This is a genomic window from Halomonas sp. H33-56, from assembly GCF_040147035.1.
Lineage (GTDB): Bacteria > Pseudomonadota > Gammaproteobacteria > Pseudomonadales > Halomonadaceae > Halomonas > Halomonas litopenaei.
This window is the reverse complement of record NZ_JAMSHP010000001.1, coordinates 2,518,402-2,543,075: the sequence shown is the minus strand read 5'-3', so window position 1 is coordinate 2,543,075 and position 24,674 is coordinate 2,518,402. Positions and strand designations below refer to the sequence as shown.

Here is a 24,674-nt window from a genome sequence, read left to right as displayed (position 1 = left end):
AGTTTGCTATTGATGCTTGCGGCGCAAGGCTCGCCTGACCCAGCGCTCCAGGGTCGAGATCAAGCCCAGCGGCGGAGAGCATGGCAGCACGATCTCGGGTAGCCGAGTCGAACGTCTGTGTCTGCGATCATGCTGGTGCAGGGGAGGATCAAAAGGGCGCATGGTCTACCTCCAGAGTGTGGTTCAACCACCGTCTGCACGGGGTGGCCTGTTCGCATCGTTGGCGCGCGGGCAGGCGGTGAGACGTCGTCGCTGTTCGCGCTCGCAGGAAGCGCATGGCGCACCTCCTTGCGTCCTGTCCCGATCGGTATCGGGATGTCTGCCAGCATGGTCGTCCTCTGTGGTTCATTCCAGCGAAAGTCTCTACACTTTATTTTCAGATAAATTGAAAATGGTAGTGACATGCACAGCGACCATTTGAGCGCACGTCCGTTGCCGCTGCTGGATCTCGACATCGTCCGCAACTTCGTTGCCATCGTGGAACATGGCAGCTTTTCCCGTGCGGCAAAACAGGTGCATCGCACACCCTCTGCCCTGAGCATGCAGGTCAAGACCCTCGAGGCGACGCTCGAACAGCGGCTGCTGCTGCGCCATGCGCGTCGAGTGGTGCCGACGCCCGAGGGCGAAAAGCTTTTGGGCTATGCCCGGCGTCTGTTGCAGCTCAACCACGAGACGGTCTCCCAGTTTCTGCAGGCGCCGCTGCAGGGCGGCGTTCGTCTGGGCACCTCTGACGACGTCGGGACCCGGGTACTGCCGTGGGTGCTTTCGCGGTTTGCGCGGTGTTTTCCCGAGGTCCAGGTGGACGTGACCGTGGCGCCGAGTGAGGATCTGGTGGCGCGGCTGGACGCCGGCGAGGTCGACGTGGCATTGATCACCGCCGGCACGCAAGGCCTGGCTGGCGCCCGGGGTGAGGTGGTCCACCGGGAAGCGCTGGCATGGGTCGGACGCGGAGGAGGGGCGGCGCACCAGCGGCGACCGCTGCCGCTGGCGGTGGCCAACGCCGGCTGTGCCTGGCGAAAGCTTGCCCTGTCGGCGCTGGATGGGGCCAATGTCGACTATCGCATCGCCTACGTCAGCGAGAACTGCGCCGGCCATCTGGCGATACTCGACGCCGACCTGGCGGTGTCCGCCTTGCCTCGCAGCCTGGTGGAGCCGCCACTGGTCACCCTGGCAGAGTCCGAAGGGCTGCCACCACTGGGGCACTATCAACTGGTGCTGTTGCGAACGCCAGGGGCAACCGCTGCGGTCGATGCCCTGGCCGAAGAAGTGGCCTCGGCGTTCAAGCAGTGGTCAAGCTCCGGCGCCCACCGCCCCGGCCTGCTGGGTGGCTGAACCCCCTGCTCCGACGGCAGACCGTCTGGCCTGGCCCTGGCGCCTGCTCTTGCCCTTGTTCTTGCGTTAAGCTGGCGGCCTTTCGTCGGCCCGCTTGACGGTGGCGTGCGTCGACGGGAGGAAGGCAAGAGAGGGGGGGGAGAGGAAGGAGAGGAAAGAGAGCCAAGAGAGCCAAGAGAGGCAGGAAAGAAGACGGGGGCGCTGATGGAGATGGAAGAGATGGATGAGGGGAAAAGTGGAATGAGAGGGGAGAGATGGAGCAGATGAAAGCGAAGCCGTTTCGACTGGGCGTGGCCGGCGCCGGCAAGATCGTCCGGGATCAGCATGTGGACGCCATCCGAGCCACCGAAGGTCTTGAGCTGGTGGCGTCGGCGGACCCTCATTCGCGCCTGGAGGACGTGGCGTCCTACGCAAGTCTCGAGGAGATGCTCGACGCCGAGCCGGATATCGACGCCGTGGCGATCTGCACCCCTGCCCATCTGCGCCACAGGCTCGCCAGTCAGGCGCTGGCCCGTGGCAAGGCGGTGCTGTTGGAAAAGCCGCCGGGGGCCACCCTGGCCGAGGTGCAGGACCTCAAGGCACAGGCCGAAAAGGCGGGACTTACGCTGTTCGCCGCCTGGCACTCGCGCTTTGCCCCGGGCATCGCCGCGGCCGCTGACTGGCTCGCTGGACGCCGGGTCGAGGGCGTCGATATTCGCTGGCACGAGGACGTGCGGGTGTGGCATCCAGGCCAGGCCTGGCTGTGGGAAGCCGGCGGCATGGGGGTGTTCGATCCGGGCATCAACGCCCTGTCCATCGTTACCGCACTGCTGCCCGATCCGTTCTTCTTGAAGCGGGCCAATCTGGTCGTGCCCGCCAACGCCCAGACACCCATCGCGGCGACGCTTGAATGGCGTACCGCTGATGGCGTCCTGCTGAGCGGTGACTTCGACTTCCGCCACGAGGATCCGCCGTGCTGGGAGATGACCTTCGTCACCGATGGGGGAAGCTTGACCCTGGAGGCTGGGGGCGCCCGTCTTATCGTCGATGGAAAGACGCTGATCGATGAGCCGGAGCGCGAATACCAGGGCGTCTACGCGCACTTCCACAGCTTGCTCGAGGCTGGCCAGCGCGATATGGACATCACGCCGCTGCAGCAGGTGGCCGACGCCCTGATGCTGGGGCATCGCCAGACCACCGAGGCCTTCGTCGACGATGATGGCAGCGCGTGAACACGACACTTCGCGTCGATCTCTCGATGACCCACGACGTCGTCGCTCACTTGGTGTGAGCTGAACCCGCCAGAAGCAGCGGGTTATTCGTCAGTGGCGAATTCGTCGTGGCGAGCCAGCAGCTGGCACAGTACCTGGGCGGCAGCGCCGCGGGCGGCAGTCGCCAGGCTGTCGTCGAGGATGCGCACCGGGATCGGCGGCGCCTGTGGCAGCAGATGGTTCTGATGACGAGTGAAGAACGCAAGCGCCGGGTCCAGCAGCGGTGCGCCCAGCTTCACCAGCGAGCCACCGATGACGATGCGCTCGGGATTCAGGGTGAGGTGGAGATTGAGCAGCAGCAGGCCCAGGGCTTCCCCTGCCTGGTTGAGGGTCTCGGCCACCAGGTCGGGGTCGCGGTGATGCTTGATGGCTTCGCTCAAGGAGGCGCCGGCCTCGATACCCAGGGCGTCACGCAGGGCCCAGCCACTGACCAGGGTCTCGGCGCAGCCGTGGTTGCCGCAGTGACACGGCTTGCCCCCCGGCGCCAGGAGTGTGTGGCCGATCTCGCCGGCCAGCCCATGCACGCCGCGAATCACCCGGGGCGGCGTGCCTTGCACTACCAGCCCGCTGCCGATCCCGGTAGCCGCGCTGACGTACAACAGTGACGACGGCGTCGCGGCCTCCTGGCCGCTGGACGGGCTGCAATAGAGCTCGCCAAAGGCCGCTGCCTTGGCCTCGTTGTCCATGCACCAGAATCGTCTCGAATCATCGTCGAGTTCCGGCAGGCGCTGCCTGAGCATCTCGAGCAGCGGGACGTCTCGCCAGCCCAGGTTGGGCGCCAGGCTAAGCCGCGACTGCTCCGGCGACGTCGGCCCCGGCACCGCCAGTCCCACACCGAGCAGTGTCCTGTGTGAAAGCGCCGTCCGGATAAGCTCGCGCACCATGGGCACGATCTGATCCAGGGTATCGTCTGGCCGGGTCGGCACCGCGGCCTGGTGTCGCTGGGCCAGGATCTGGCCATGAAAGTTGATGGCCAGCACGTGCAGGCCATGGACCCCGATCTCGATGCCCAGGATGGCATGGCTGTCGGGATTGAGGGACAGCGCCCGTCCGGGGCGGCCGCTACCCCCACGCAGCAGATCGCCTTCGACCAGCCAGCCCTGGTCCAGCAGCGTCTGTACGGCGGCGCCGACGGTTACCTTGGTCAGGGCGGTGCGCTGGGCAAGCTCGGCACGGGTCAGCCCGGGTTGGCGGCGCAGCCACTCCAGCAGAGAGGCGCGGTTGCGTGACTTGAGCGCACCGAGGTCGCCGGCGGTGGAAGAGGCGGTCATGAACGAAAGTCTCCGACCCTGTCAGGGATGGGGAAGGTCGCGTCGAGTGTACCAAGGCGGGCGACGAGCCGCAGCGCCGGACTTTAGCGCCGTACAGTAGCGCCCGACTGCATCGCCCGGCTACATCGGCCGAACAAGGATCCTGAGTGAATCCGTGCGACGCCTGTGCCGCTTTTCAGAAGAGCACTGGATTTCAGAAGAGCACCGGGCGCCATCAAGCACCTTTCCGCTGGGAGGCTTCTGTTCGACATAAGTGCAATGGCACAAGGCGTCCGACTCGACAAGACTGTGCACTTAGTTAGGACAAATTACTAACGAAATATTAGTAAAGAGAAATAACAAACATCTCTCGTCGGACGAACGGATCTCGCCAGACGAAAGGCTTCGCCAATCGAAAGACTTCGCCGATCGAAAGGCGAAAGCGGTGACGCGAGCCGCCTCCAACAGGCCAAGCCGATACGTCGACGAGCGCAGGCGCTTCCAGGCAAGCCCTGGATGGCTTAGGTACAACCCCTACAACAGCAACGGGAGTCACGCTGACATGACGAAGGAACACAGAGGACCGGTGGCGCTTTATCCAGGCCTTGTGGGCAGGCGGGTGGTCATCACCGGTGGCGGCTCGGGAATCGGAGAGGGGCTGGTGGAGGCGTTTGTCGAGCAGGGCGCCGAAGTGCACTTTCTCGACCTCGCCGAGGCGCCATCCCAGGCGCTGGTAGCGCGTCTGACCGAGCAGGGTGCCGGCCGCGATCGGCTGCAATTCCATCACTGTGACCTGACCGATCTAGCGCGTCTCGACGAGGTGCTGAGCGCGATCGGTGATGTCGATGTGCTGGTCAACAACGCGGCCAATGACGATCGCCATCGTCTGGCGGACATCACCCCGGCCTATTTCGACGAACGCATCGCCGTGAACCTCCGCCACCTGGTGTTCGCCACCCAGGCGGTGGCGCCGGGCATGGCCAGGCGTGGCGGCGGTGCGGTGATCAACCTCGGTTCGATCAGCTGGCACTTGGGCCAGGCAGGCCTGGCGCTCTACGAGACGGCCAAGGCCGGTATCGAGGGGCTGACCCGGGCGCTGGCCCAGGAACTGGGTGAACAGGGCATCCGGGTCAACTGCGTGATCCCCGGCAACGTCAAGACTCCACGCCAGTCCCGCTGGTACAGCGCCGAACAGGAGGCCCAGATCGTCGCCGAACAGAAGCTCAAGGTGCGCCTCGAGCCTCATCACGTCGCGGCGATGGTGGTGTTTCTCGCCTCCGACGCGGCCAGCGGCTGTACCGCGCACAACCACTGGGTGGACGCCGGCTGGCTGTGACCCAGCTTTTTTCCATCGCGATATCACAACAACAAGGAGTTCAGCATGCCTATCGTATCCTCACCGGCGGACGCCGCCTCGCTAAAGCGACAACGCTATGTGTTCGCCATCTGCTGTATCGCCGCCATCGGCGGTTTTCTGTTCGGCTTTGACAGCGGCGTGATCAACGGCACCGTCGATGGTCTGCAGACGGCCTTCGACTCCGACAGCGTCGGCACCGGCTTCAACGTGGCCTCGATGCTGCTGGGCTGCGCCATCGGTGCCTTCTTCGCCGGCCGCCTGGCCGATCGCTACGGCCGTCGTGCGCTGCTGATCGTGTCGGCGGTGTTCTTTCTGGTCAGCGCCTGGGGCTCCGGGGTGGCGACCGGCTCGCTGGAGTTCGTGATCTACCGGGTGCTCGGCGGCATGGCGGTGGGCGCGGCCAGCGTGATGACGCCGGCCTACATCAGCGAGGTGGCGCCGGCCGAGCGGCGCGGACGGCTGGCCACGATCCAGCAGGTGGCGATCATCTCGGGGCTGTTTATCGCCTTCGTCAGCAACTATGTGCTGGCCAAGATCGCCGGCGCCTCCACCGCCAGTCTGTGGTTCGGCTTCGACGCCTGGCGCTGGATGTTCTGGATCGAGATGCTGCCGACGGCGATCTTTCTGCTGGCACTGCTGGGTATCCCGGAGAGCCCGCGTTTCTTGATCAGTCGCGGACGCGACGACAAGGCGACACGGGTGCTGGTCACCCTGCTCGGCGAGCAGGCGGGGCAGGCCAAGGTCGCCGAGATCAAGGCGTCGCTGAACGCCGACCATGTGCCGAGCCTCAGGGACCTGATCAACGCCACCAGTGGCAAGGTGCACGGCATCGTCTGGGTCGGTATCGGGCTGGCGGTGTTCCAGCAGCTGGTCGGGATCAACGTGGTGTTCTACTACGGTGCGGTGCTGTGGCAGGCGGTGGGCTTCTCCGAGGGTGATGCCCTGCTGATCAACGTGATCAGCGGTGCGGTGTCGATCGGCGCCTGTCTGATCGCCATCGCGCTGATCGACCGCATCGGTCGCAAGCCGCTCTTGTGGGCAGGTTCAGTGGGTATGGCGCTGACCCTGTGCCTGTTGGCCTACGCCTTCTCCACCGCCAGCATGGTCGACGGAAAGCTGGCCTTGGCCGGTGACATGGGGGTGCTGGCGCTGCTGGCGGCCAACGCCTATGTGCTGTTCTTCAATGTGTCCTGGGGGCCGGTGATGTGGGTGATGCTCGGTGAGATGTTCCCCAACCAGGTGCGCGGTTCGGGACTGGCGGTCTCGGGGCTGTTCCAGTGGCTGGCCAACTTCGCCATCACCATGACCTTCCCGATCATGCTGGCGGGAATCGGCCTTGCCGGGGCCTACGGTGTCTACGCCTTCTTCGCGGCCTGCTCGGTGGTGTTCGTGATGAAGTGGGTCAAGGAGACCCGTGGACGGGAGCTTGAGCAGATGGCCTACGAGTAACCCATGCGTTCGGGTTGGGCAGCAGGCGGGTTGCCCATGGTGAACGGGGCTGTCGTCCTGCATCTTAGGTGCCACGCCTGCTGATGGTGGGACCCCGGCGAGATCAAGGCGCCGGGGTCTTGTCGTCTCCAGTGGCCTCGGCGATGCCACGCTGGACGCGATGGTACAGCGAGACCAGCATCAGCACCGCCATCAGCCAGAATACCGCTGCGATAAACCAGCCTGCCGCCAGGCCCACCGCCACCATCAGGGCGAGTATGCCGATGACCAGGGCGCGATCGCTCTTGCCCATGGGGCCGTCGTAGCGTCGGGTCGCCCCGACAAGGGGGCCCATGACGCCGGCGTACTCGACGATGATCGCCAGCACCATGGCGATAAGGACGGCGCCGGGGCCTGTATCGGGCAGCAGCGCGAAGGGGACGAACAGGGCGGCGTCCGAGACCACGTCGCACAGCTCGTTGAGGTAGCCGCCCAGGGCCGTCTGCTGGCCGTGTTCACGGGCGAGCATGCCGTCGATGGCGTTGAGCGCCATGCGTAGGGGGAGCCACAGTGCGATCAGTACGAACCAGAGCTGCGTCTGCACGTTGAGGCCAACCACTGCCGCCACCAGCAGTGACAGCACGGCGGCCAATAGGGTGACCTGATTGGCGCTGACGCCACGCTGGTGAAGGCGGCCCACCAAGGGACGCAGCAGGGCTTGAAAACGAGGCTTGAAATCATACACGGAGGCCATGTCAAAGATCCTTTTTGACGGGCTAGGCGAGGGGGACGGGGCTGGCGGGTGCGTGGGCTGCGCCAGGCCGCCAGCATAGCATGGCGGCTCCCACAGGGCCTTGACTAGCCGGTAGGAGGCAACTCCAGGTCGCTGCCGAGCACCGAGTCGCCGGGCTTGATGCCCAGGGCATCGGCGGTACCGGCGAGCACCGCCTGGGCGGCGCGAAAGGCGTCCTGGGGACGCCGCGTGCGTATCGCCTCCATCAGCTCGCGGTGACGCTCGAGGCTGTCCTCGGGGTCGCTGGCGCTTTCGTTGGAGGTCTCGATCAGCAGGTAGATCGAGGGGCGCAGGATATGCGAGAGCTGGGACCAGACGATATTGCGGGTGGCCTTGAAGATGGCCACATGGAAGGCGATGTCGTGATCGCTGTGCAAGCGCTTGGCGTCGCCCTCGGCGGCGTTCATGGCGCTTTCCATGCCCTCGAAGGCCTCCTCGATGGCGACCAGATCGCGGGCCGTCGCGCGGCGGGCTGCGGTCATCGCCACGTAGGGCTCGACGTCGAGGCGGAAGCTCAGGATCTCGCGCTGGATCTCGGGGTTGGGAGCCGCGTAGCGGGTCATCCAGTCGGTGACCGACGGGTCGAGGATGTTCCAGGCCTCGACCTCGCGCACCTTGGAGCCGTGGCCGGAAATGCGTTCGATGATGCCCACGTCCACCAGCTGGCGCAGGTCGCTCCTGACCGCCGAACGGTTCAGTGCAAACTGTTCGGCCAGGTCGACCTCCTTGGGCACGAAGTCGCCGGGGCGATAGCGTCCGCCGAAGATGGCCTCGGCCAGGTAGTCGGCCACGCTGGGGCGTTTGCTGTTGCTGCGAGATGGGACGGCCACTGACTTGCTCCTGGCGAATGCAGTGACGATGCTAGCGAATGTGCAACATAGTGACAATGCGCCTTAGTGACAACGCGGCACAGTGACAACGCGGCACAGTGACAACGGGGCATAGCGACAACGGGGCATAGCGACAATAGGGCACAGTGGCAGCGCTGGTGGGCTCGCGGGCAGGCAGTCTAGAGGGAACCGCCTTCTCAGAAGCCACTCTCGCGGATCACCACCGAAGCGAGCCAGGTAGTGAACTGGCCGACCAGGCTCTGACGCTCGGCGTCGATGTGCAATTGGCCAGCGGCCTGCCTGCCGCCTGTCCAGGGGCTGTCCAGGCGGGCTTCGATCGCGATCAGCGCGCGTTCAAGACGCAACTTGCCGCGCTCCTCCGGGTCCTCGTAGGTGGACAACGGGCCGCCGTGGCGTGCCGCCAGCAGGGGGTGACTCAGGTGCTCGGCGCGGGTGGCACCGATGCTGGTGACGTGTCCGGCCAGTGGTCGGGTGTGCCCTTCCACCAGAAAGCGCACCCGAGCGCCAGGACTCAGGCGGTGGACCTCGTCCTGAGGCACGTAGGCATCGATGACCCAGGTCGAGGGGTCCACCAGTACGCCCAGCGGCTCTCGGGTCGCGACCCATTGCCCCGGCGTCTGTTGTCGATCGAAGCGCTGCCATTCGCCGGCGAAGGGGGCGTTGATGACCAGTCGCTGCTGCTCCCGCCGGGCGGCCTGACGTCCGCTTTCGTTGACGCGGTGTAGCGCCAGGGTAGCGCTGTCGCGATTACGCCCATCGTCGGCGTCGAGCAGCCCTGCCAGTTCGGCCTCCAGCAGGTCGAGCTCGCTTTCCTGGGCCAGCTCGCGACGTCGGATATCCGGCTCGCTCAGCCGCACCAGGGCCGCCTCTCGCTCGACCCGCCCGGAGGCGGCGATGGTCTCCAGGCGTGCGGGAAACGGCGAGTACAGGGTCAGCTCGCGCTCGGCGTGGAGCACGCCAGGCCCGCTGACGCGGGTCTGCAGGGGCAGGCAGGCCAGCAACAGCAGGGTGCCGAGGGCCAACAGCCAGGCCAGGCGAAAGCGCCGGGGGACGGCGCGGCGATGGGACCACCAGTGCTGCAGTTCTCGGGTGACGGGCATCAGGATGAACCAGGCAATTTCCACGGCGAACAGGACGATGCCCAGCGCCTTGAAGAACAGATGATAGACGGCCAGGGCGATGCCGAGGAACAGCACCAGTCGATACAGCCAGGTGGCGAAGGCGAACAGCACCAGCGAACGTCGCTGATGACGGGGGAAGGGTTCCGGCCAGGCCTCGTCGAGCCCCAGCAGTCGCCGGCGTAGCCACACGCGGGCCTGGGCGCCGGCGCGCTCGTGCAGGTTGGGGAAGTCGAGCAGATCGGTCAGCACGAAGTAGCCGTCGAAGCGCATGAAGGGACTTGCGTTGATCGCCAGGCTCAGCACCCAGCTGGTGGTGGCCAGATACAACAGCGCCGAGTTGACGGCGCCCGGCTCGGTCAGCACCCAGCCAAGGGTCGCCAGGCCTGCCAGACCAAGCTCCACCAGCATGCCGGCCGACGAGATCGCCAGCCGCGATCGGCTGCGCCTGAGTTTCCAGCTCTCGCCGGTGTCGGTGTACAGCATCGGCCACAGCACGATAAAGGCGACGCCCATATGCGCCACCTTTACCCCCAGACGGGTCGCCACCAGGGCATGGCCGAGCTCGTGGCAGGCCTTGGCCACCACCAGCGCACAGGCGAAGCTGAGCATGCCCGACAGCGAGAAGGCGTCCATCACCGCGTGGGTAAAGTGGTCCCAGCGGCGCACCACCAGCACCAGCCCGAGCAGTCCGAGCAACAGCACCGCCGTGACCATGCCACGGCTGAACAGCCAGGGCAGGGCGCGCACCACGGCGCCAAGAAAGCGCTGCGGGCGCACCAGCGGCAGGCGAAAGAACAGATAGTGATGCAGCCACCAGGACAGCTTGCGCCAGGCGGCGCCTGTGGCGGCCTCACGGGCCAGTCGGTCGGTGCTGTCGGGCCCGGCCCTGAGCAGACGGTGATGCTCGAGAAAGTCGACCAGTTCGAGCACCTGTTCGAGCGACGGCTGCATCGGCGTCTGGGCGGCGATCTCGTCGCGAATCCGCGCGGGGCTCGCCCCCCAGCGCGCCAGACACTCGAACTCGAGCCAGCCGATCCGGTAGAAGCGATTGGTCACCGGGTCCTGGATCGACCACTGGGGCTCGCCATGGCGATCACGGCCCGCATCCACCAGCACCAGGTCCTCGCGCAGCGGTGGCGGCGGACGATCCGCCCGTTCATCGACGCCGGCGGTGTGATGGTCCATCGTCGCGGTAAAGGGGCTGGCGTTGGCTTGCGTGGGTGAGGCAGCCGCGCTATGGGATGCCCCCGGGCCATGGCGTGCGGGTGTCGCTGAGGCCATGGCTACCACCCCGTCCAGGCGCGCAGGGTCGACAGCGGCCGGCGCAGCAGGTAGTAGCCGAGACTGACCTCTTCGCCGTAGACCTTGGCGGTGCCGTGCAGCCCCAGGCGTACCTTGGTCGCCGCCGAGTCGGTCTGGGTATCGGTCCCCTGGTCGAGGCTCTGTCCGGCGCTGTCTTTCACCTCGGTCGGCGCAAGCTCGGCCAGCAGGCGATAGGCGGCGACGCCATCTGCGTCGGTCGAGGCTTCGTAGCTGGTCTGGGTGAGGCGCGCACCGATCGGTTCCAGCGGCCGGGCGCTGAGGAACACCTTGACCTCGGCCCCGGGTGCCAGGGTGATGGCATCGGCGGCGGCCAGCTGGATCTCCACCGCCGGCTGATCGGGGTCGGCCAGGCGCAGGATGCGCTCGCCGGTGGCGACGGGGCGTCCTTCCCAGTCGTCGGGGTCGCTGTAGACCGCGACTCCCGTCGTCGGAGCCGTCACCAGGGTGCGTTCGAGCCTCGCCTCCAGTGCCTCCAGCTCGGCCAGGCGCTGTGCCTGCTGGCGCCTCAGGCGACTTATGTCGGCGAGCCGTGAGCGGTCGTCGAAGGCCAGGTTGCCGGCGGCGTCGAGCTCGGCGCTGGCCACCTCGAGCTGACGCCTGAGTACCTCGGCGCGGCCTTCGAGTTCGCTACGATCCAGGCGAAACAGGGGGGTGCCGGCCTCGACGCGTGAGTTGGGTTCCACCAGCATCTCGGCCACCACACCGTCCAGCGGGCTGGTGATGGCGGCGCTGTCCAGCGACACGATCTCGGCCGGGGCCAGGGCCGACTGGCTCACCGGCAGGAACATCGCGGCGATCACTGCAACCAATAACAGCCAGCCGAGCCGACGACGCGGTAGCTGCCAGGCGCGTCGGCGTGGCGCCAGGGCCTGCCAGCAGTAGCGCCAGGTGGCGGCCAGGCCACCGAGCTGCTGGCGCAGCGCCTGGGGCGGTGGCTGCTCGAGCAGAAACAGCGCCCAGGCATGGTCGGTGGTCGACTTTCGGTCGACGTCGGCGCCGCCGGGACCCAGCGGCACCAGCCACAGCACCTCTGGCCACCACTGGGCCCAGCCCTCGGCCAGGTCATCGGGGAGTTCCAGTTGATCGCGCAGCAGCAGCCTGGGGCCATCGACGTCGTGTTGATCGAGTAGCCAGGCGCTGAGCCTTTCCACCCAGTTGACGAAGGGGGTGCGCTCGGTGGGCGTGGCCAGCCCCGAGACACAGCGCAGCCTGAGCGCGCCCCGGGCACGGCCCTCCAGTACCAGGGCCTGACGAAAGCGCAGCAGCGGATAGGGGTCGTTGGCGATGGAGAAGGCCAGGGTGGTGCGTGAGTCGGCGTCCAGCGCGCGATCTCGCAGGGCCAGGCTCAATGACGCCAGCGACGCCGGGCGTGGGTGTTCGCTGGCGCTCATGGCGTGCCTTCGTCGCTGTCCTCTGTGGTGGGCGATTCGGCCACCAGGGTGGCACGCCCGGTCATGCCGGGCATCAGCTCGTCATGGGCCTGGTCGAGGCGTGCCTCGAGCTCGACGGTCTGGGCCACCGCATCGATGCGGGCACTCACCGCGCTGAGCGTGGCGGCGTAGCGCTTGCCGGTCTCGCTGACGTCAAGACTGACTGGCTGGCCTTCACCGAGTTCGGCCAGGTGCGCCGAGGGGGCATTGAGCCGGACCTTGAGAGGGCCATCACCGACCAGATCGACGATCGGCGTACCGGCGGCCATGGTCTGGAACGGCTTGACGGGAACCGCGGCGATGCGCCCGGCGAAGGGCGCCTTCAAGGTACAGCGATCGCGCTGGACGGCGGCAAGGTTCAAGGCGCTCTGGGCCTTGTCGACCTCCGCCCGGGCCAGCGCCACCTCGAGATCGCCCACCGCGTCCAGGCGGCGCAGGCGGTCCTTGGCCTGGCTGTTGAGCCGGGCCACGCCGAGTTCGGTATTGGCCACGTTGACCCGGGCCTGCTCGATTCGGCAGTCGAAGCGGGCCAGCACATCGCCCTCGGCCACCGTAGCACCCAGCGACACGGCCAGCTCGTCCAGGGTGCCTTCCATGCGGCTGGACAGGGTCGCCTCCTGCTGCGGGGCCAGCAGGGCGCGCATGGTCAGCTCGCTCCGGTTCTCCTGTATCGGCTGCTGGATCGATTGCTGTGTCGATTGAGGTGCCGACTGCTGGGCCGATGCCAGCGCCGAAAGCCCGAGCAGGGGCAGGGCGAGGCCGAGGAGCATCCCGGCCGAGCGCGGACGAAGACGACTAGACGGCATCGGTTCCCCCCTTATCGGCGCCCGTCCCAGGCTGCGGGCGACGCGGCTCCAGGGTGGGCCCGCCGGCTGGCGCCGGTGGCTGGCCCGGGTGAGGCGCAATGATGCCCTGGCGCTCGTGGGTGGTCATGATCCGCTCGATCTCGCCGGCCAGGGTCTGTACATCGTGCTGGGCGACGGTCTCGGGCAGCACGTCCAGGCCAACCGAGTTGAACAACCGGCCCCAGGCGGCCTGGGCGCGGGAGTAGGCCGCCTCGCGCTGGTACTGGGACAGCAGATAGCGGCTCTCGGCGCGAATCACCTCAAGCTCCGAGCCGATGGAAGAGGAGGCCGCGGCCTTGGCGTAGGCCAGCAGGTCCTCGTCCACCTCGAGGCTCTCGTCGCTGTACTCGAGCTCTTCGCGGGCCAGGTGGTAGCGCAGGGCGCCCACCCGAACCTGGGTCAGTACCGCCATGGACAGCGCGGTACGGCGCAGGTCGTCGGCGTCACCCTGGGTGTCCTGGGCTTCGTTCAGATCGGGATAGGACAACAGCTTCAACAGGTTCAGGGACACATTGACGCCGGTCTCGGTCCAGTCGTTGTTGTACAGGTAGTCGTTGGAGTCGTACTCGATGCCCGCGCTGACCGTGACGTTGGGCCACAGCCTGAGCTTGGCGGCTTCCAGGTCGTTCTGGTTGACCCGCTTGCGGTACCACTCCTCCATGATCTCCGGGCGGTGCTGCAGCGCCAGCTGTTCCAGGCGCTCGATATCGCTGACGTCCGGGGGAAGATCCGGTTCCGGTTCGTCGGCCAGGATCAGGCGGGTACCGGGGGGCAGCGACATCAGTGCGGCCAGTTCGGTCTTGGCCAGCTCCAGATCCTGGCGGCGCGCGGTCAGCAGGGTGGTGGAGTCGAGCAGGGCGCGCTGGTAGGCCAGCACCTCCTGGCGTGGCAGCAGTCCCTGGCGCTGGGCCTCACGGGCGGCGTCCAGCGCTACCTCGGTGCGCGCCAGCAGCACATTGAGACGAGGAATCAGGCGTTGGGCGGCCAGCGCCCGCCAGTAGGCGTTGCGTACGTCGCGCAGCACGTTCTGGGCGACCTTGCGCCGACGTTCCTCGGCCATCAGCATCTGGTCGGCCTTCTGCTGGTTCTCGTAGTAGGCCAGGCCGAAGTCGAGCAGGCTCCAGGACAGGCCAAGGCCCGCGGTGGAACGGTAGCGCTGCTCCGAGGTGGAGGGCCGCAGGCTTTCCTCGCCGTCCTCGATACCGATGGAGGTGCCGCCGGAGTCGTTGCTGCGATCGCTGTAGCCGGCCTCGGCGACGATGCGTGGCAGCAGTTCATGGCGCGAGACGTCACGCAGGTTCGAGGCCAGGGCGCTTTCCATCAGCTTCAGGCGATAGTCGAGGTTGTACTTGAGTGCCCGGGCGGCGGCCTCGTAGAAGGTGACCGGCTGATTGAGCGGCTCCTGCAGGCGATACATCTGGGCCTGGTCGCTGATCGCCCGCTGACGGATCTCGGTGGCGTCGAAGGGCTGGGGCTCGAGGCTGGAGCAGGCACTCAGGGTCAGGCCGGCGGTGACCGCCAGCGTGGTGAGCGGTAGTCGATGCATGCGGTGTCCTTGTCGTTCGAATCTCACAGGTCGTGCTCCCCTCGCAGCGGCGCGGTGGAGCCGGCCATGGCCGTCAGTTGTGCGCGAAAGCCTGCAGCGACTCTGGGAGAGGCGCCGGAGGTCTCATCTGGCCCGCGCCAGCCGTCCTGGGCCAGCGCTGCTGGCGCGAGGCGATCGTCCTGGTCACCATCGGCGATCCATTCGGCCCCCGGCGGCAGCTCAGGCCGGCCGTCATCTGTCGCATCGCGATTCGGCGCCTCGGCCGAGCCAGGTTGAGCGTCGCCCGGCGTCGAGCTTCGCGTCGGAATCCTCGGTTCGCCATCGGCACCAGTGGCGTTGTTCAGCAATTGTTCGCGGGTGGGAGCGTAGAGGGAGGGATCGGCCAGCAGGCCATCCGCCGTCAGGTCGGTGCGGCCGTGGCGGCCCAGCATCAGCAATTGATCCTGCTCGGCGTACAGGCGACTGAAGGCTACGCCGCGTAGCACGTACTGGCCTGGCACCTCACCCAGGCCGTTGGCCAGCGACGGGATCTGCGTCTCCAGCGGCCGGACCAGCCAGGGCTGGGCGCCGTGGGACAGGCGCAGGTAATCGAAGACCTGGCGGCTGTTGCGCTCGACCTCCGGGGTGACATAGACCACCGGGTCGACATCGCCAAGGGTGGCGCGCGACTGGCGCCCATCGTCCGGGCGCAGGAAGTGGGGGCCGGCGCCATCCCTGATCGGAATATAGGGTGCGGCGATATCCAGGGTCAGGGTCAGGGTGGCGGTGTCGCTGGCGCCGGCCTGGTCGGTCAGGGTGTAGACGAAGACCTCCTGCAACAGCGGACCCAGGCCGCTGGCGCGCAGTACCTCGCTGTTGGTGCGGTCAATAAAGTAGCGGTAGCTGCCGTCCGCCTCGATGATCAGGGTGCCGTAGCGGCCCGCCAGGCGCTCGCCGGGCGCCGCGCTGACGCCGTCCTGTGCCACCAGGGTGACCCTCTGGGTCTCGCCGTAGCGCTCGGCGTCGACGTCGGTGTCGTTGGGCAGCACATTGCCGGTGGCGTCGGGGCGGCTCGCGCCTCCGCCGATGTCCACGGCGTCGCCGCTGTCGTCGCGGGCCGTCGGTGTATCGTTGCGCCCATCGATGGTGATCGTCAGGCTGGCACTGGCGGGGCCGCCCCAGCGGTCCTCCAGCGCATAGGTGAAGACGTCGACCAGGGTCTGGCCGCTTTGACGCAACGCCTGGACCTCCGGGTTGTCGTCATCGACCTGGTAGCGGTAGCTGCCGTCGGCCTCCATCACCAGGCTGCCGTAGCGGCCCACAAGGGCCTTGCCGAGGGTGCCTTCGGTGCCGGCGCTTGGGTCATCGCCGGTGCGAACGCCGGTCACCGTCAGGTTGGGGCCGAGCAGGTTGACGCCGAGGTTGATGTCGCCATCGACGTCGCTGTCGTTGTCGAGCACATTGCCCACGGCGTCCGCCCCGGGCGTGGCGTTGTCGCGGCCACCGGCCTCCACCGCCAGGCCATCGTCGGTGCCGGGCACCGGCGCCTGGTTCTGGCCGCGCACGAACACCGTCAGTTCGGCCAGGTCCACCAGTCCCGCCAGATCACGGGCCTCGTAGGTAAAGACGTCACGGCGGAACTCCAGGGGGCCAAGCCCGAGGATCTCGGCGTTGGACTGGTCGACCGCGTAGCTGTAGCTGCCGTCGGTAGCAAGCGTCAGGGTGCCGTACTGGCCTGTCAGGGTTATCGTGCCGGCGCTGGGGGTGGACAGGGCCCCGCCTGCGGCCTCGGTGCCGGGGCGGGCGCCACTCACGGCCAGTTGGTCACCGGCGTCGATATCACTGTCGTTGTCGAGCACATTGCCGCTGGGATCACGGCCGATGCCCTGATCGCTGTCGGCCACCGCCAGGGCGACGTTGTCGGCGGCCACCGGGGCATCGTCGCGTCCCTCGATGGTCACGGTCAGACGCGCCGTGGTGCTGGCACCCAGGGGATCGACGCTGCGGTAGACGAAGACCTCGGTGAGGGTATCGTTGGCGGTTCTTAGGGCCTCCACCGCCGGATTGGTGTTGTCGACCACGTAGGAAAAGCTGCCGTCAGCGTTCAGGGTCAGGGTGCCGTAGCGCCCGGCCAGCGGCTGGCCGGCGGCCACCGTGGTGGTGTTGAAGCGGACCTGATCGACACTCAGTGTCTGTCCATCCACGTCGTCGTCGTTGGTCAGGACATTGCCGCTGGGGTCGTCACCTGGGGTGGCGTTGGCGGTACCCCCGGCCTCCACCGCGATGGCCTTGTCGGCCACCGGGCTCGGCGGATCGTTGGCGCCGGTGACGGTGACGACCAGCTCGGCCAGGTCCGGATTGCCGGCGGTGTCGATCAGCCTATAGGTGAAGGTCTCGCTCAGGGTGGCGCCTGCCGCCAGGGCCTGTACGGCGGCGTTGTCGCCGTCGACCACGTAGCGGTAGCTGCCGTCGGCGTCTACCGTGAGCCGCCCGTACTGACCATCGACGCTGGCGCTGACGCCACCGAGGCTGGTCATGGCGCCGCCGGCCGCCTCGCTGCCGGGGCGAATGGCGCCGATGGAGAGCGCACCCTGGTCGATGGTATCCACGTCGGCGTCGACGCCATCACCGTCGTCATCAGCGATCAGATTGCCGGTGCCGTCCACCGCCGGCGTGGCACCGTCGGTGGACGGTGCCTGGGCGCTGGTGGTGTTGTCGGTGGCGACGGGGTTGTCCTGGGCGCCTTCGATGGTGATGGTCAGCACCGCGATGTCATCGAGTCCCTCGGCGTCGGTCACCAGGTAGCTGAAGGTCTCGCTCAAGGTCTCGCCCACCGCCAGGGCTTCGACGGCCTCGTCGCTGTTATCGATGACGTAGTTATAGCTGCCATCCGGATTGATGGTCAGGGTGCCGTAGCTGCCGTCTACGGCGGTGGCGCCGGTGACGTCGGTAAAGACGCCGAGAGGCTCTTCGCCGGTGCGGATACCGGTGACCGCCTTGGTCTCGCCGTTGAGGTCGACATCGGTGTCATTGGTCAGCACATTGCCGGTGGCGTCCTGGCCGGCGGTGGCGTTGCCGATACCGCCCGCCTCGATGGCCACGCCGCTGTCGTCGACGCCCACCGGGGCGTCGTTGGCGCCTTCGATGGTGATGGTGATGGTGGCCTGGGAGGTGGCACCCGCGCGATCGCCGATTTCATAGACGAAGGTCTCGTCTAGCGTATTGCCGCTCAGCCTCAGCGCCTCGACGGCGGCGTTGTCGTTGTCGAGCTGGTACTCCGCCGAGCCGCTCGAGGAGATCAGCAGGGTGCCGTAGGTGCCGACGATACGGGTGGGCGAGGCGGGGTCGCTGTTGACCGCCTGCAGTGAGCTGTCGTCGGGGCCCGCCCGGACCACCGTCAGCACGTCGGGATCGGCGTCACCGGTGTCGGGGTCTTTGTCGTTGACGAAAACCAGGCCGTTGGGATCGATACCGCCGATATTGAAGCGCCCCCCTGCCTCCACGGCGGTGGCGCTGTCGTCGATGGCGACAGGGTCGTCGTTGACCGCGATGACCTCGATGGCCAGGGTGTCTCGGTCGGTCAGGGCGTCGTCGATCTTCTCGCCGGGGATGCCGTTGCCGTCGTCCGGGTGATCGCCGAAGTTGCCGTTGTCGCTGGTAACGAGGGTCAGGGTATCGTCACCGTTGAAGTTGGCGTTGCCGGTATAGGTCAGGGTGGCGAGGGCAGCGTTGATCTCGTCGACGCTGCCGGTGAGGATCAGCTCGCTGGTGCCGCTGCCTGACACACTGGCGCCACCGTCCCCGGAGGCGCTCAGGGTGCCGTTGTTGACGCTCAGGGTGGTGGTCAGGTTCTGGGCGGCGGGGGCGCTTGGGGCGCCGGGCGTCAAGGCGTCGGGGTCGGCAATCGAGATGCCGGTGATGGCAAATTCGGTGTCTTCGTTGCCGGAGGCCGGCGAGGTCGGCAAGGTGTGCACCGGGGCGTCGTTGAGTTCGACATAGCCGATATTGGCCTCGTAGGTGTCGCCGTCTACGGCGCCGGTGATCAACGACAGGCTGCCGTCGTCGAAGGTGCCACCGTCGGAGTCGATACGTGCCTTTAGTTCGCCGGCACTGCCGTCGGTGAGGCTTTCGCTGGCCGAGATGCGATAGCTGCCCTTGGGCAGCACGCCGAAGGAGTAGTTGCCGTTTGCGTCGGTGACGGTGCTAAAGGTGAGATCCTCGGCGTCGTCGAAGTCGCCGTCGTTGTTGCCGTCCCAGGTCAGGGTCACACTGACGCCGGCCAGGCCATCTTCACCGACAGCGGGTGTGGTGCTGTCGTCGGCGCTGAGGGTGTCATTCCACAGGGTGCCTTCGATCAGCCCGAGACTGGCCCCGGCGCTGAGCACATAGTCATTGAGCCCGCCGCTTCCGTCGGCATCGGTACGCTCGCCCGCTGCCGAGCCGTCGGGGCCGACATCGCTGCCAGCAAAGCCATCGAAACTGCCGTCGTCGGGCAGGCTGGACCAGGCAAGACGGGCCTCGGCGGCGGTGGCCGTCACCACCGCATCGTTGGGTACCTCGAGGCGATAGGACACGCTGACCTCGCTGCCCGGGTCGAGCTGTGCAAAGGTGACCTCGATTCCACTGGCGGTGGCGTTGGCCACGACTCCGGCCGGCAGGCCGCCCAGGCTGTAGCTCTGGCCATCGATGACCACACTGTCGATGACATAATCGCTGCCCGAGGGAAAGGCGTCGGTCAGCACCACATCGTAGGCGGGCATGCCGCCGTTCTGGGTAAAGGCAACGGTGACGCTGGCGGTGCCGGTGGTGTCATCCGGGGCCGGATCGAAATCCACCACCGTCTTGGTCATCTCGGTAAAGGACGGCTCGACGATACGTTCGTAGATTTCCTCGCTCTGGAAACTGGTGCCGTCGCGGCTTTCGGTCACGACCATGCCAAGCTCTGTCCCTGCCTGGTTGGTCGAGACGTTGTCGACCCGCACATTGAACTCGAGCGAAAGGCCTTCCTTGTCGAGGTCATTATCGGCGTTGGTGATGGTGCCCAGGTCGATGGTCAGGGTGCGTCCATCGCCGCTGATGGTGTAGCGGGCAGGATCGAGCACACTCTCCGGTCCGCCGCTCAGGTCACTCTGGATGTACCCGGCCTCGGGGGACTGGCCATTGCCCTCGACGGAATCGGCGTTGGTGTTCAGGTTGCTTGTCAGACCACCATCGTTGGCGATGAAGGCCATCAGGATCTGGTTGGCCGTCTCCGGGAGAATGGTGAGACCTTCATCGACCTGAATCGTCAGTTGATAGTTGTCCGTAGTGCCTTCGGGCAGCAGCGCCACCACCCGGTAGCGGATGATTTCACCCACCGCGACGTCTTCGCGGGTGTCGCCGGTCGGGTCTGCAGCAGCGGTGCTGTCCAGCCCGCCGACGCGGGACACCTGCAGTGTCTGAGCGATCGGGATCGCCTGGATATCGATCTGCCGATAGTCGTTGAGGGAGCCATCCCCCAGTTCCCCGTCGGCTCCTGTCCGTTCGGTACCATTGCTGGAGCTGGTCTCGTCGAGACTGGTCCAGTCGACCCGGGCCTCGGAGGTCAGGTTGGCCAGATCCGCGGCAGTGGCGCCTACGGTGCCACCGATGGTCAGGGTGATGGAATGGCCGGTACGCAGGTCGAGATCGAATCCACTCTTGAGGTTGAGTTGATAGCCGTCGGTGTCGTTGCCGGTGATCTCGAAGTCACCCACGGCGGGCCCGTTGGCGTCGCTGAAACTCACCGCCTCAAGGCTGACGCCGTCGAGTTCAGCAGGTAGCTGGACAGACAGCCCCAGGTCGAAGGCGTCGACCCCCGAGGTGTTCGAAAAGGTGACGGCGTACTCGATGGCGTCACCAGAGTCGACTCCGAGACCCGGGTCGGAAGGAGTGGTCAGCGCCTGTTCGATGGTGACCGTGGGTTCCACCAGGGTGGTGGTCGGGCCCGTACCGGGCTGACTGACGTCGCGATCCACGGCGGTGCTGCCGTTGACCTCATCACCGTCGACGTCCTGATAGGTCAGGCCCGCCTTGTGTTCGTGTTCGGTGCCTTGCTGGTTGTTGAGGGTGTTGGTGGCAATCAGGCGGACGCGCAGAACAAAGGTATTGTTGCCGGTGTCGTTGTCGCCGGTGGCGCCGGCGGCGCTGAAGGTGAACTGGCCATCGACGCCATCGACGCCATCGACGCCTAGGGTGCCGCCACTGCCGGCAAGGCCTGAGACGGAGACGCTGCCTGCGAAGTCGGCGCTTAAGTTGTCGCTGCCGGCGGCCAGGGTGATCAGTTTATAACCCGAGCCATTGTAGGAGGTATCCAGCGCCATGCCCGGCGGTATCAGGTCATTGACCCTGAGTTCCTGGGTAGTGCCTTCTGGCAGGGTCACCACGATGTCGTAGGGCATCGACTCGCCGACCACCAGGTCGGCGCCGTCGGTGTGGGTCTCGCTTGAATCGTCGTCAGTGGCGTCGCCGCCGACGGCGAAGGTGGTGGTGATGGTTGGCGCCGCCACCTGCTGGGTCGCGTCGTCATCGAGATCCGTCGGGGTAAAGTCGGTGCCACCGTCGACGCTGGCGTAGTTGGTGAGCGTTGCCGTGGTGCCGAGGGTGCGACTGGCGCTGACCGCCGCGGCCACGGTCACGTCGTAGGTGATGACGATGATGTTGGTGCCGGCGGCGTCGCTGGCGCTGCCATCCCGCCCGGCCTGCAGGGTGGCCTGGCCGCTGTCGTCGAGCAGGGTGATGGTGTTGCCACTGACGCTATAGTCGGTGCCCTCGATCAGCACGCTGCCGTCACCGAGCGTCAGGGTCAGGTTGGCACCGCCCAGGCTGCCACCGACGAAGGTCAGGTCCGTGGGCAGCTCGATCTCGGTCGTCACGTCGAAGGCGCCGCCGCCGCCGGTGTTCTCGAGCAGCGTGGCCAGGCGCAGGGTGTCGCCGGCGTCGATGTCGGTGACGTCGCCGTCCACCGCCGCCGGGTCGGTAATGTTGCCGGTGAAGGGCGCACCCGCCGTGCCGGGCGCATTCCAGCTGCCGCTGGTGCCGCTGACGCTGCCGTTGGTCGAGGACACCACCCCATGGGTGATGGTGACGACCGGCTCGGCCACCGACTGCACCTTGACCACGTCCTGGGTCACCAGTTCGGTCTTGTCGAGGGTGGTGGTCTGGCGCGATTCGGCCAGCACATCCAGCGAGCGACCATCGGCGAAGGGCTGATCCCCCACCGTCATGGTAAAGCTCAGGGCGATGGTGCTGGCCTCTGTCGTGGTCAGGTCTGCCAGGGCAAAGATGATGGCGTTGCCGGGACCGCTCGCTACTCTGGTGATATCGCCCGCTCAGCTGTTGTCCGCTGCCAGGGACCACTGGCCGGGGCCAGTACCTTCCGTCCAGCTGATGCCCGAGGTGTCGAGCAGCGGCAGCGGCAGGTAGGCGATCAACTGGAAGTTTTCGTGGTCGCCGGTGACCAGCTCATAGCGCAGGGTGAAGGTCACCTCGTCGCCGGGGGCCAGTTCGCTAGCGCCTCCTTCGATGGCGATGTCCACCTGACTGGTGGGCACCGTCAGTTCGGTGCTGGAGTCGTCGGTCTCGCTATCGCCGGTCAGGTTGTTCGGGTTGAGCAGCAGGGTGGCGTCCACCAGGGCGTTGTTACCGACACTATCGCCTTCGTTGATGGCAGGGTGGTCGGTCACGTCCTCGTCTGCATAGGCGTCGTCGATGACCGCGCGATAGCTGATCAGCGCACGGGTGGCGCCGGCGTCGATCACCCCATCGAAGGCGGCGTCGCCGGCGAGCCAGGCCTGGTCATCCAGGGCGTTCTCGATCGACTGGGCGATATCGAAGACAAGAGTGGTGGTGCCATCGGCATTGACGCTGGTGGTGACCACCAGATCGATGGTGGTGGCGTCATCACCGCTGTAGAGGATCAGCGTCGGGGTGCCCTCGAGGGTCTGGCCGTCGCCGAGGGTATCGGTGACGACAAACTGACCCTCGAGCTGGGTGTCCTCGCCAAAGGCGAAGTAGTCCGACAGCGCCATCTCCAGCTGGTATTCCAGGGTGTCACCCGGAGTCAGGCCGCTGGTGCCGGTATCGATGGCCAGGGTGGCGGTCTTTTCCAGGGTGATCGACTTGGCAACGAAGCTCAGCTCATCGCCGGTACCCTCGAAGCTGACCTTGCCGTCAGGGTCGTCGGGATTGCGGTCGCGATCGTCCAGCGGCAGCCAGACGCCGCTGCCGGTGGGGGCGCCAAAGGTGATCGTCTGGTCATTGCCGGTCACCGGGTCGAGGACAGGGTCGCCGTTGGCATCGGTCTCCGGCACATAGAAGTCGACCCGGCTGGACTGGGCCTCGGTGAGGTTGTCGTAGGTCACCGTATAGGATGTGATGAAGGCATCGCTGTCGATCAGCGCCTGTATGGTCAGATCACCGGTGTAGGTGTTGCCGCTGGCCAGGGTGATGGAGGTCAGGGTGCCGTTGCCGGGATCGATGGCGGTGACCTGAACGTTGGTCGGCACCGGCTGGGTGATGACCACGTCGGTCAGGGTCTGGGCGGTGGCACCGGCGCCTGCCGGTCGCACCGTGGTGACCAGGCTGTGGGGGTAGTTCTCGCCGGTGGTGGTGTCGCCCTCGCTCATGTCGAGGCTCTGCTCCACCGCGATGACCGTGGGGGTGATGGTGAAGGCGACCGCACTACCGATCAGGCTGGGGTCCTGCTCCGGGTTGGACAGGGCGTCGTTGCCAAGCTCGAAGCCGGCCATGGCCTGGATGACCAGGTCCGGGCTGCCGTTGGTCTGGGAGGTATCGGCCAGTTCGCTCAGCTCGCCGGTAAAGGTGACGTCGATGCTTGGCTGGTCGCTGGTCAGGCTGGCGAAGGGTAGCGCCGCCACCACCAGGGTGTCGCCGGCCTGAGCGCCATAGGCCGAGGCCAGCACGGTGATCGGGTCGCCATTGGCGTCCTTTGCCAGGGGGTGCACCGCCTCGCCGTTGGCGTCGAAGGTCACCTGGTAGAGGTCGAGTTGCCCTCCCAGGTAGCTTGCCGAGGTGATGATGACGCCATCGTCGACCTCGGCGCCGGCGCCGTCCTTGCCGGTGGCGGGCACGATCAGCTGGACAAAGGGGGCGTAGCCCTCCTGGGCGGTGGAAGCATTGGACACGCTGACGGTGAACTGAAATTCCTCGCCCAGCGGCACCTCTGTTGCGGATTCGCCGAGCGACGCCGTGGGCTCGGCGTCGGCCAGCAGGCCATCCAAGGGTGCGAGGGCGGCGAGTGCCACGCCACGGTCGTCAGCCAGTTGCCCCTGTTGACGCTCCAGCTCCCAGTCGCCGCCCAGGCCACTGTGGCCGGTATCATCGGTGGAGGCGCCCACGTCCATGCCGGTGGCGCTGGCGAGACCTTCCACCAGTTCGAGCCCAGCGTCGGTGGCGCCGATGCGACAGCCGTAGAGCAGCAGGTCGGCGTCGGCCGTCAGTGCCTCGCGCCACTGGCCGAGGCTCGCCGTCAGGCTCGTGAGAGTGTCGTTGCCGACCAGGGTATCGCCGAGCTGAAACTGTCCTGAGGCGCCGTGGCTGAAGATCTCCACGCTCTCGACCTGGTCCATGCCGGCCAGGGCCGCGGTGATGGCCTCGATACCGTTCTCGTCGGCGTCCACCTCGAGCAGTTCGGCGTCGTCGGCCAGCCCCTCGCGGATCGTCTGGCGCTGGGCGTCGGAGAGGCGGGCGTCCACCACCACCAGGTGGCGAGCGGGAGCCCCGGCGCCAGCGGGGCTGTCAGCCTGGGTGGCCGGTGCCTGGCCGTCGCCGTCCGTTGGCTGCTGGTTGGGTTTCCCACCGTCGCCATCGCTGGCGGGGTCGGGGGTGGCCGCCATGGCGCCATCGAACAGCAGGCGTGGCTCCAGCGCGATCAGCCGTGAACGAGTTCCCTTCATACCGACTCCTGCCTTTCCTTGTTGTCACTGTATCGATGGCAGATGACGCTTTTAATGCCATATCTGCACAATACCCTAAACATAGACGTTGATTCTCATTCTGTGCCGAAAAAGTGGAGGAGTGGCTACGCGGATCAGGACGGTAGTGACAAGGCTATGGTAGGCGGCTGACGCCAAGGCCCCAGCCCTTCACTCGAGGGCTGGCAGGGCCCTTTTTTGGGGGAGGGCGAACGT

13 protein-coding genes are annotated in these 24,674 nt (G+C 66.7%); 4 read left to right on the top strand and 9 right to left on the bottom strand.

Annotated elements, in window-relative coordinates:
• Positions 1-402: 402 nt before the first annotated feature.
• A complete protein-coding gene (locus NFH98_RS10730) occupies positions 403-1,332 on the top strand; it encodes a LysR substrate-binding domain-containing protein (protein WP_349622670.1) in 930 nt (309 codons plus the stop codon).
• A 263-nt stretch (positions 1,333-1,595) separates the two neighbouring features.
• A complete protein-coding gene (locus NFH98_RS10725) occupies positions 1,596-2,543 on the top strand; it encodes a Gfo/Idh/MocA family protein (protein ID WP_348814298.1) in 948 nt (315 codons plus the stop codon).
• 83 nt (positions 2,544-2,626) lie between these two features.
• Here NFH98_RS10725 and NFH98_RS10720 read toward each other — a convergent pair whose 3' ends face one another.
• Positions 2,627-3,853, bottom strand: coding sequence for an ROK family protein (locus NFH98_RS10720; RefSeq protein WP_348814297.1), 1,227 nt, complete (start codon positions 3,851-3,853; stop codon positions 2,627-2,629).
• Between the two features lie 541 nt (positions 3,854-4,394).
• Between NFH98_RS10720 and xylB the strand changes: the two genes are divergently transcribed.
• Together xylB and NFH98_RS10710 are read left to right on the top strand one after the other, a co-directional pair.
• The gene (gene xylB / locus NFH98_RS10715) at positions 4,395-5,168 is read left to right on the top strand and encodes a D-xylose 1-dehydrogenase (RefSeq protein WP_045994535.1); all 774 of its coding nucleotides are present in this window, start codon (positions 4,395-4,397) and stop codon (positions 5,166-5,168) included.
• A 45-nt stretch (positions 5,169-5,213) separates the two neighbouring features.
• Positions 5,214-6,638 carry a sugar porter family MFS transporter gene (locus NFH98_RS10710; protein ID WP_349622669.1) on the top strand — a complete coding sequence of 475 codons (1,425 nt, stop codon included), beginning with the start codon at positions 5,214-5,216 and terminating at the stop codon, positions 6,636-6,638.
• 103 nt (positions 6,639-6,741) lie between these two features.
• On the opposite strand, the gene NFH98_RS10705 is transcribed toward NFH98_RS10710, so the two are convergent.
• From NFH98_RS10705 to NFH98_RS10670, 8 genes are all read right to left on the bottom strand, one after another.
• Positions 6,742-7,371 (bottom strand): CDP-alcohol phosphatidyltransferase family protein, encoded by a 630-nt coding sequence (locus tag NFH98_RS10705; protein ID WP_349622668.1) that lies wholly within the window; start codon positions 7,369-7,371, stop codon positions 6,742-6,744.
• A 104-nt stretch (positions 7,372-7,475) separates the two neighbouring features.
• Positions 7,476-8,240: a FadR/GntR family transcriptional regulator gene (locus NFH98_RS10700; RefSeq protein ID WP_231498686.1), complete on the bottom strand. Its 765-nt coding sequence runs from the start codon at positions 8,238-8,240 to the stop codon at positions 7,476-7,478.
• A 197-nt stretch (positions 8,241-8,437) separates the two neighbouring features.
• Positions 8,438-10,663 carry a site-2 protease family protein gene (locus NFH98_RS10695; RefSeq protein WP_349622667.1) on the bottom strand — a complete coding sequence of 742 codons (2,226 nt, stop codon included), beginning with the start codon at positions 10,661-10,663 and terminating at the stop codon, positions 8,438-8,440.
• Between the two features lie 2 nt (positions 10,664-10,665).
• Positions 10,666-12,096 carry an efflux RND transporter periplasmic adaptor subunit gene (locus tag NFH98_RS10690; RefSeq protein WP_349622666.1) on the bottom strand — a complete coding sequence of 477 codons (1,431 nt, stop codon included), beginning with the start codon at positions 12,094-12,096 and terminating at the stop codon, positions 10,666-10,668.
• Positions 12,093-12,941, bottom strand: a complete 849-nt coding sequence (locus tag NFH98_RS10685; RefSeq protein WP_349622665.1) for an efflux RND transporter periplasmic adaptor subunit — start codon at positions 12,939-12,941, stop codon at positions 12,093-12,095. Before NFH98_RS10685 ends, NFH98_RS10690 begins: the two co-directional genes overlap by 4 nt.
• Positions 12,931-14,526 (bottom strand): TolC family protein, encoded by a 1,596-nt coding sequence (locus tag NFH98_RS10680; protein ID WP_108133337.1) that lies wholly within the window; start codon positions 14,524-14,526, stop codon positions 12,931-12,933. Before NFH98_RS10680 ends, NFH98_RS10685 begins: the two co-directional genes overlap by 11 nt.
• A gap of 23 nt (positions 14,527-14,549) precedes the next feature.
• Positions 14,550-21,749 carry a VCBS domain-containing protein gene (locus tag NFH98_RS10675; protein ID WP_349622664.1) on the bottom strand — a complete coding sequence of 2,400 codons (7,200 nt, stop codon included), beginning with the start codon at positions 21,747-21,749 and terminating at the stop codon, positions 14,550-14,552.
• 105 nt (positions 21,750-21,854) lie between these two features.
• Positions 21,855-24,440, bottom strand: coding sequence for a DUF4347 domain-containing protein (locus NFH98_RS10670; RefSeq protein ID WP_349622663.1), 2,586 nt, complete (start codon positions 24,438-24,440; stop codon positions 21,855-21,857).
• Positions 24,441-24,674: the final 234 nt, after the last annotated feature.

What these genes read in the sequence shown, in the direction of transcription:
- NFH98_RS10730 (WP_349622670.1), top strand. Translation starts at nt 403, where the DNA reads ATGCACAGCGACCATTTGAGCGCACGTCCGTTGCCGCTGCTGGATCTC.
- NFH98_RS10725 (WP_348814298.1), top strand. Translation starts at nt 1,596, where the DNA reads ATGAAAGCGAAGCCGTTTCGACTGGGCGTGGCCGGCGCCGGCAAGATC.
- NFH98_RS10720 (WP_348814297.1), bottom strand. Translation starts at nt 3,853, where the DNA reads ATGACCGCCTCTTCCACCGCCGGCGACCTCGGTGCGCTCAAGTCACGC.
- xylB (WP_045994535.1), top strand. Translation starts at nt 4,395, where the DNA reads ATGACGAAGGAACACAGAGGACCGGTGGCGCTTTATCCAGGCCTTGTG.
- NFH98_RS10710 (WP_349622669.1), top strand. Translation starts at nt 5,214, where the DNA reads ATGCCTATCGTATCCTCACCGGCGGACGCCGCCTCGCTAAAGCGACAA.
- NFH98_RS10705 (WP_349622668.1), bottom strand. Translation starts at nt 7,371, where the DNA reads ATGGCCTCCGTGTATGATTTCAAGCCTCGTTTTCAAGCCCTGCTGCGT.
- NFH98_RS10695 (WP_349622667.1), bottom strand. Translation starts at nt 10,663, where the DNA reads ATGGCCTCAGCGACACCCGCACGCCATGGCCCGGGGGCATCCCATAGC.
- NFH98_RS10690 (WP_349622666.1), bottom strand. Translation starts at nt 12,096, where the DNA reads ATGAGCGCCAGCGAACACCCACGCCCGGCGTCGCTGGCGTCATTGAGC.
- NFH98_RS10685 (WP_349622665.1), bottom strand. Translation starts at nt 12,941, where the DNA reads ATGCCGTCTAGTCGTCTTCGTCCGCGCTCGGCCGGGATGCTCCTCGGC.
- NFH98_RS10680 (WP_108133337.1), bottom strand. Translation starts at nt 14,526, where the DNA reads ATGCATCGACTACCGCTCACCACGCTGGCGGTCACCGCCGGCCTGACC.
- NFH98_RS10675 (WP_349622664.1), bottom strand. Translation starts at nt 21,749, where the DNA reads ATGACGGTGGGGGATCAGCCCTTCGCCGATGGTCGCTCGCTGGATGTG.
- NFH98_RS10670 (WP_349622663.1), bottom strand. Translation starts at nt 24,440, where the DNA reads ATGAAGGGAACTCGTTCACGGCTGATCGCGCTGGAGCCACGCCTGCTG.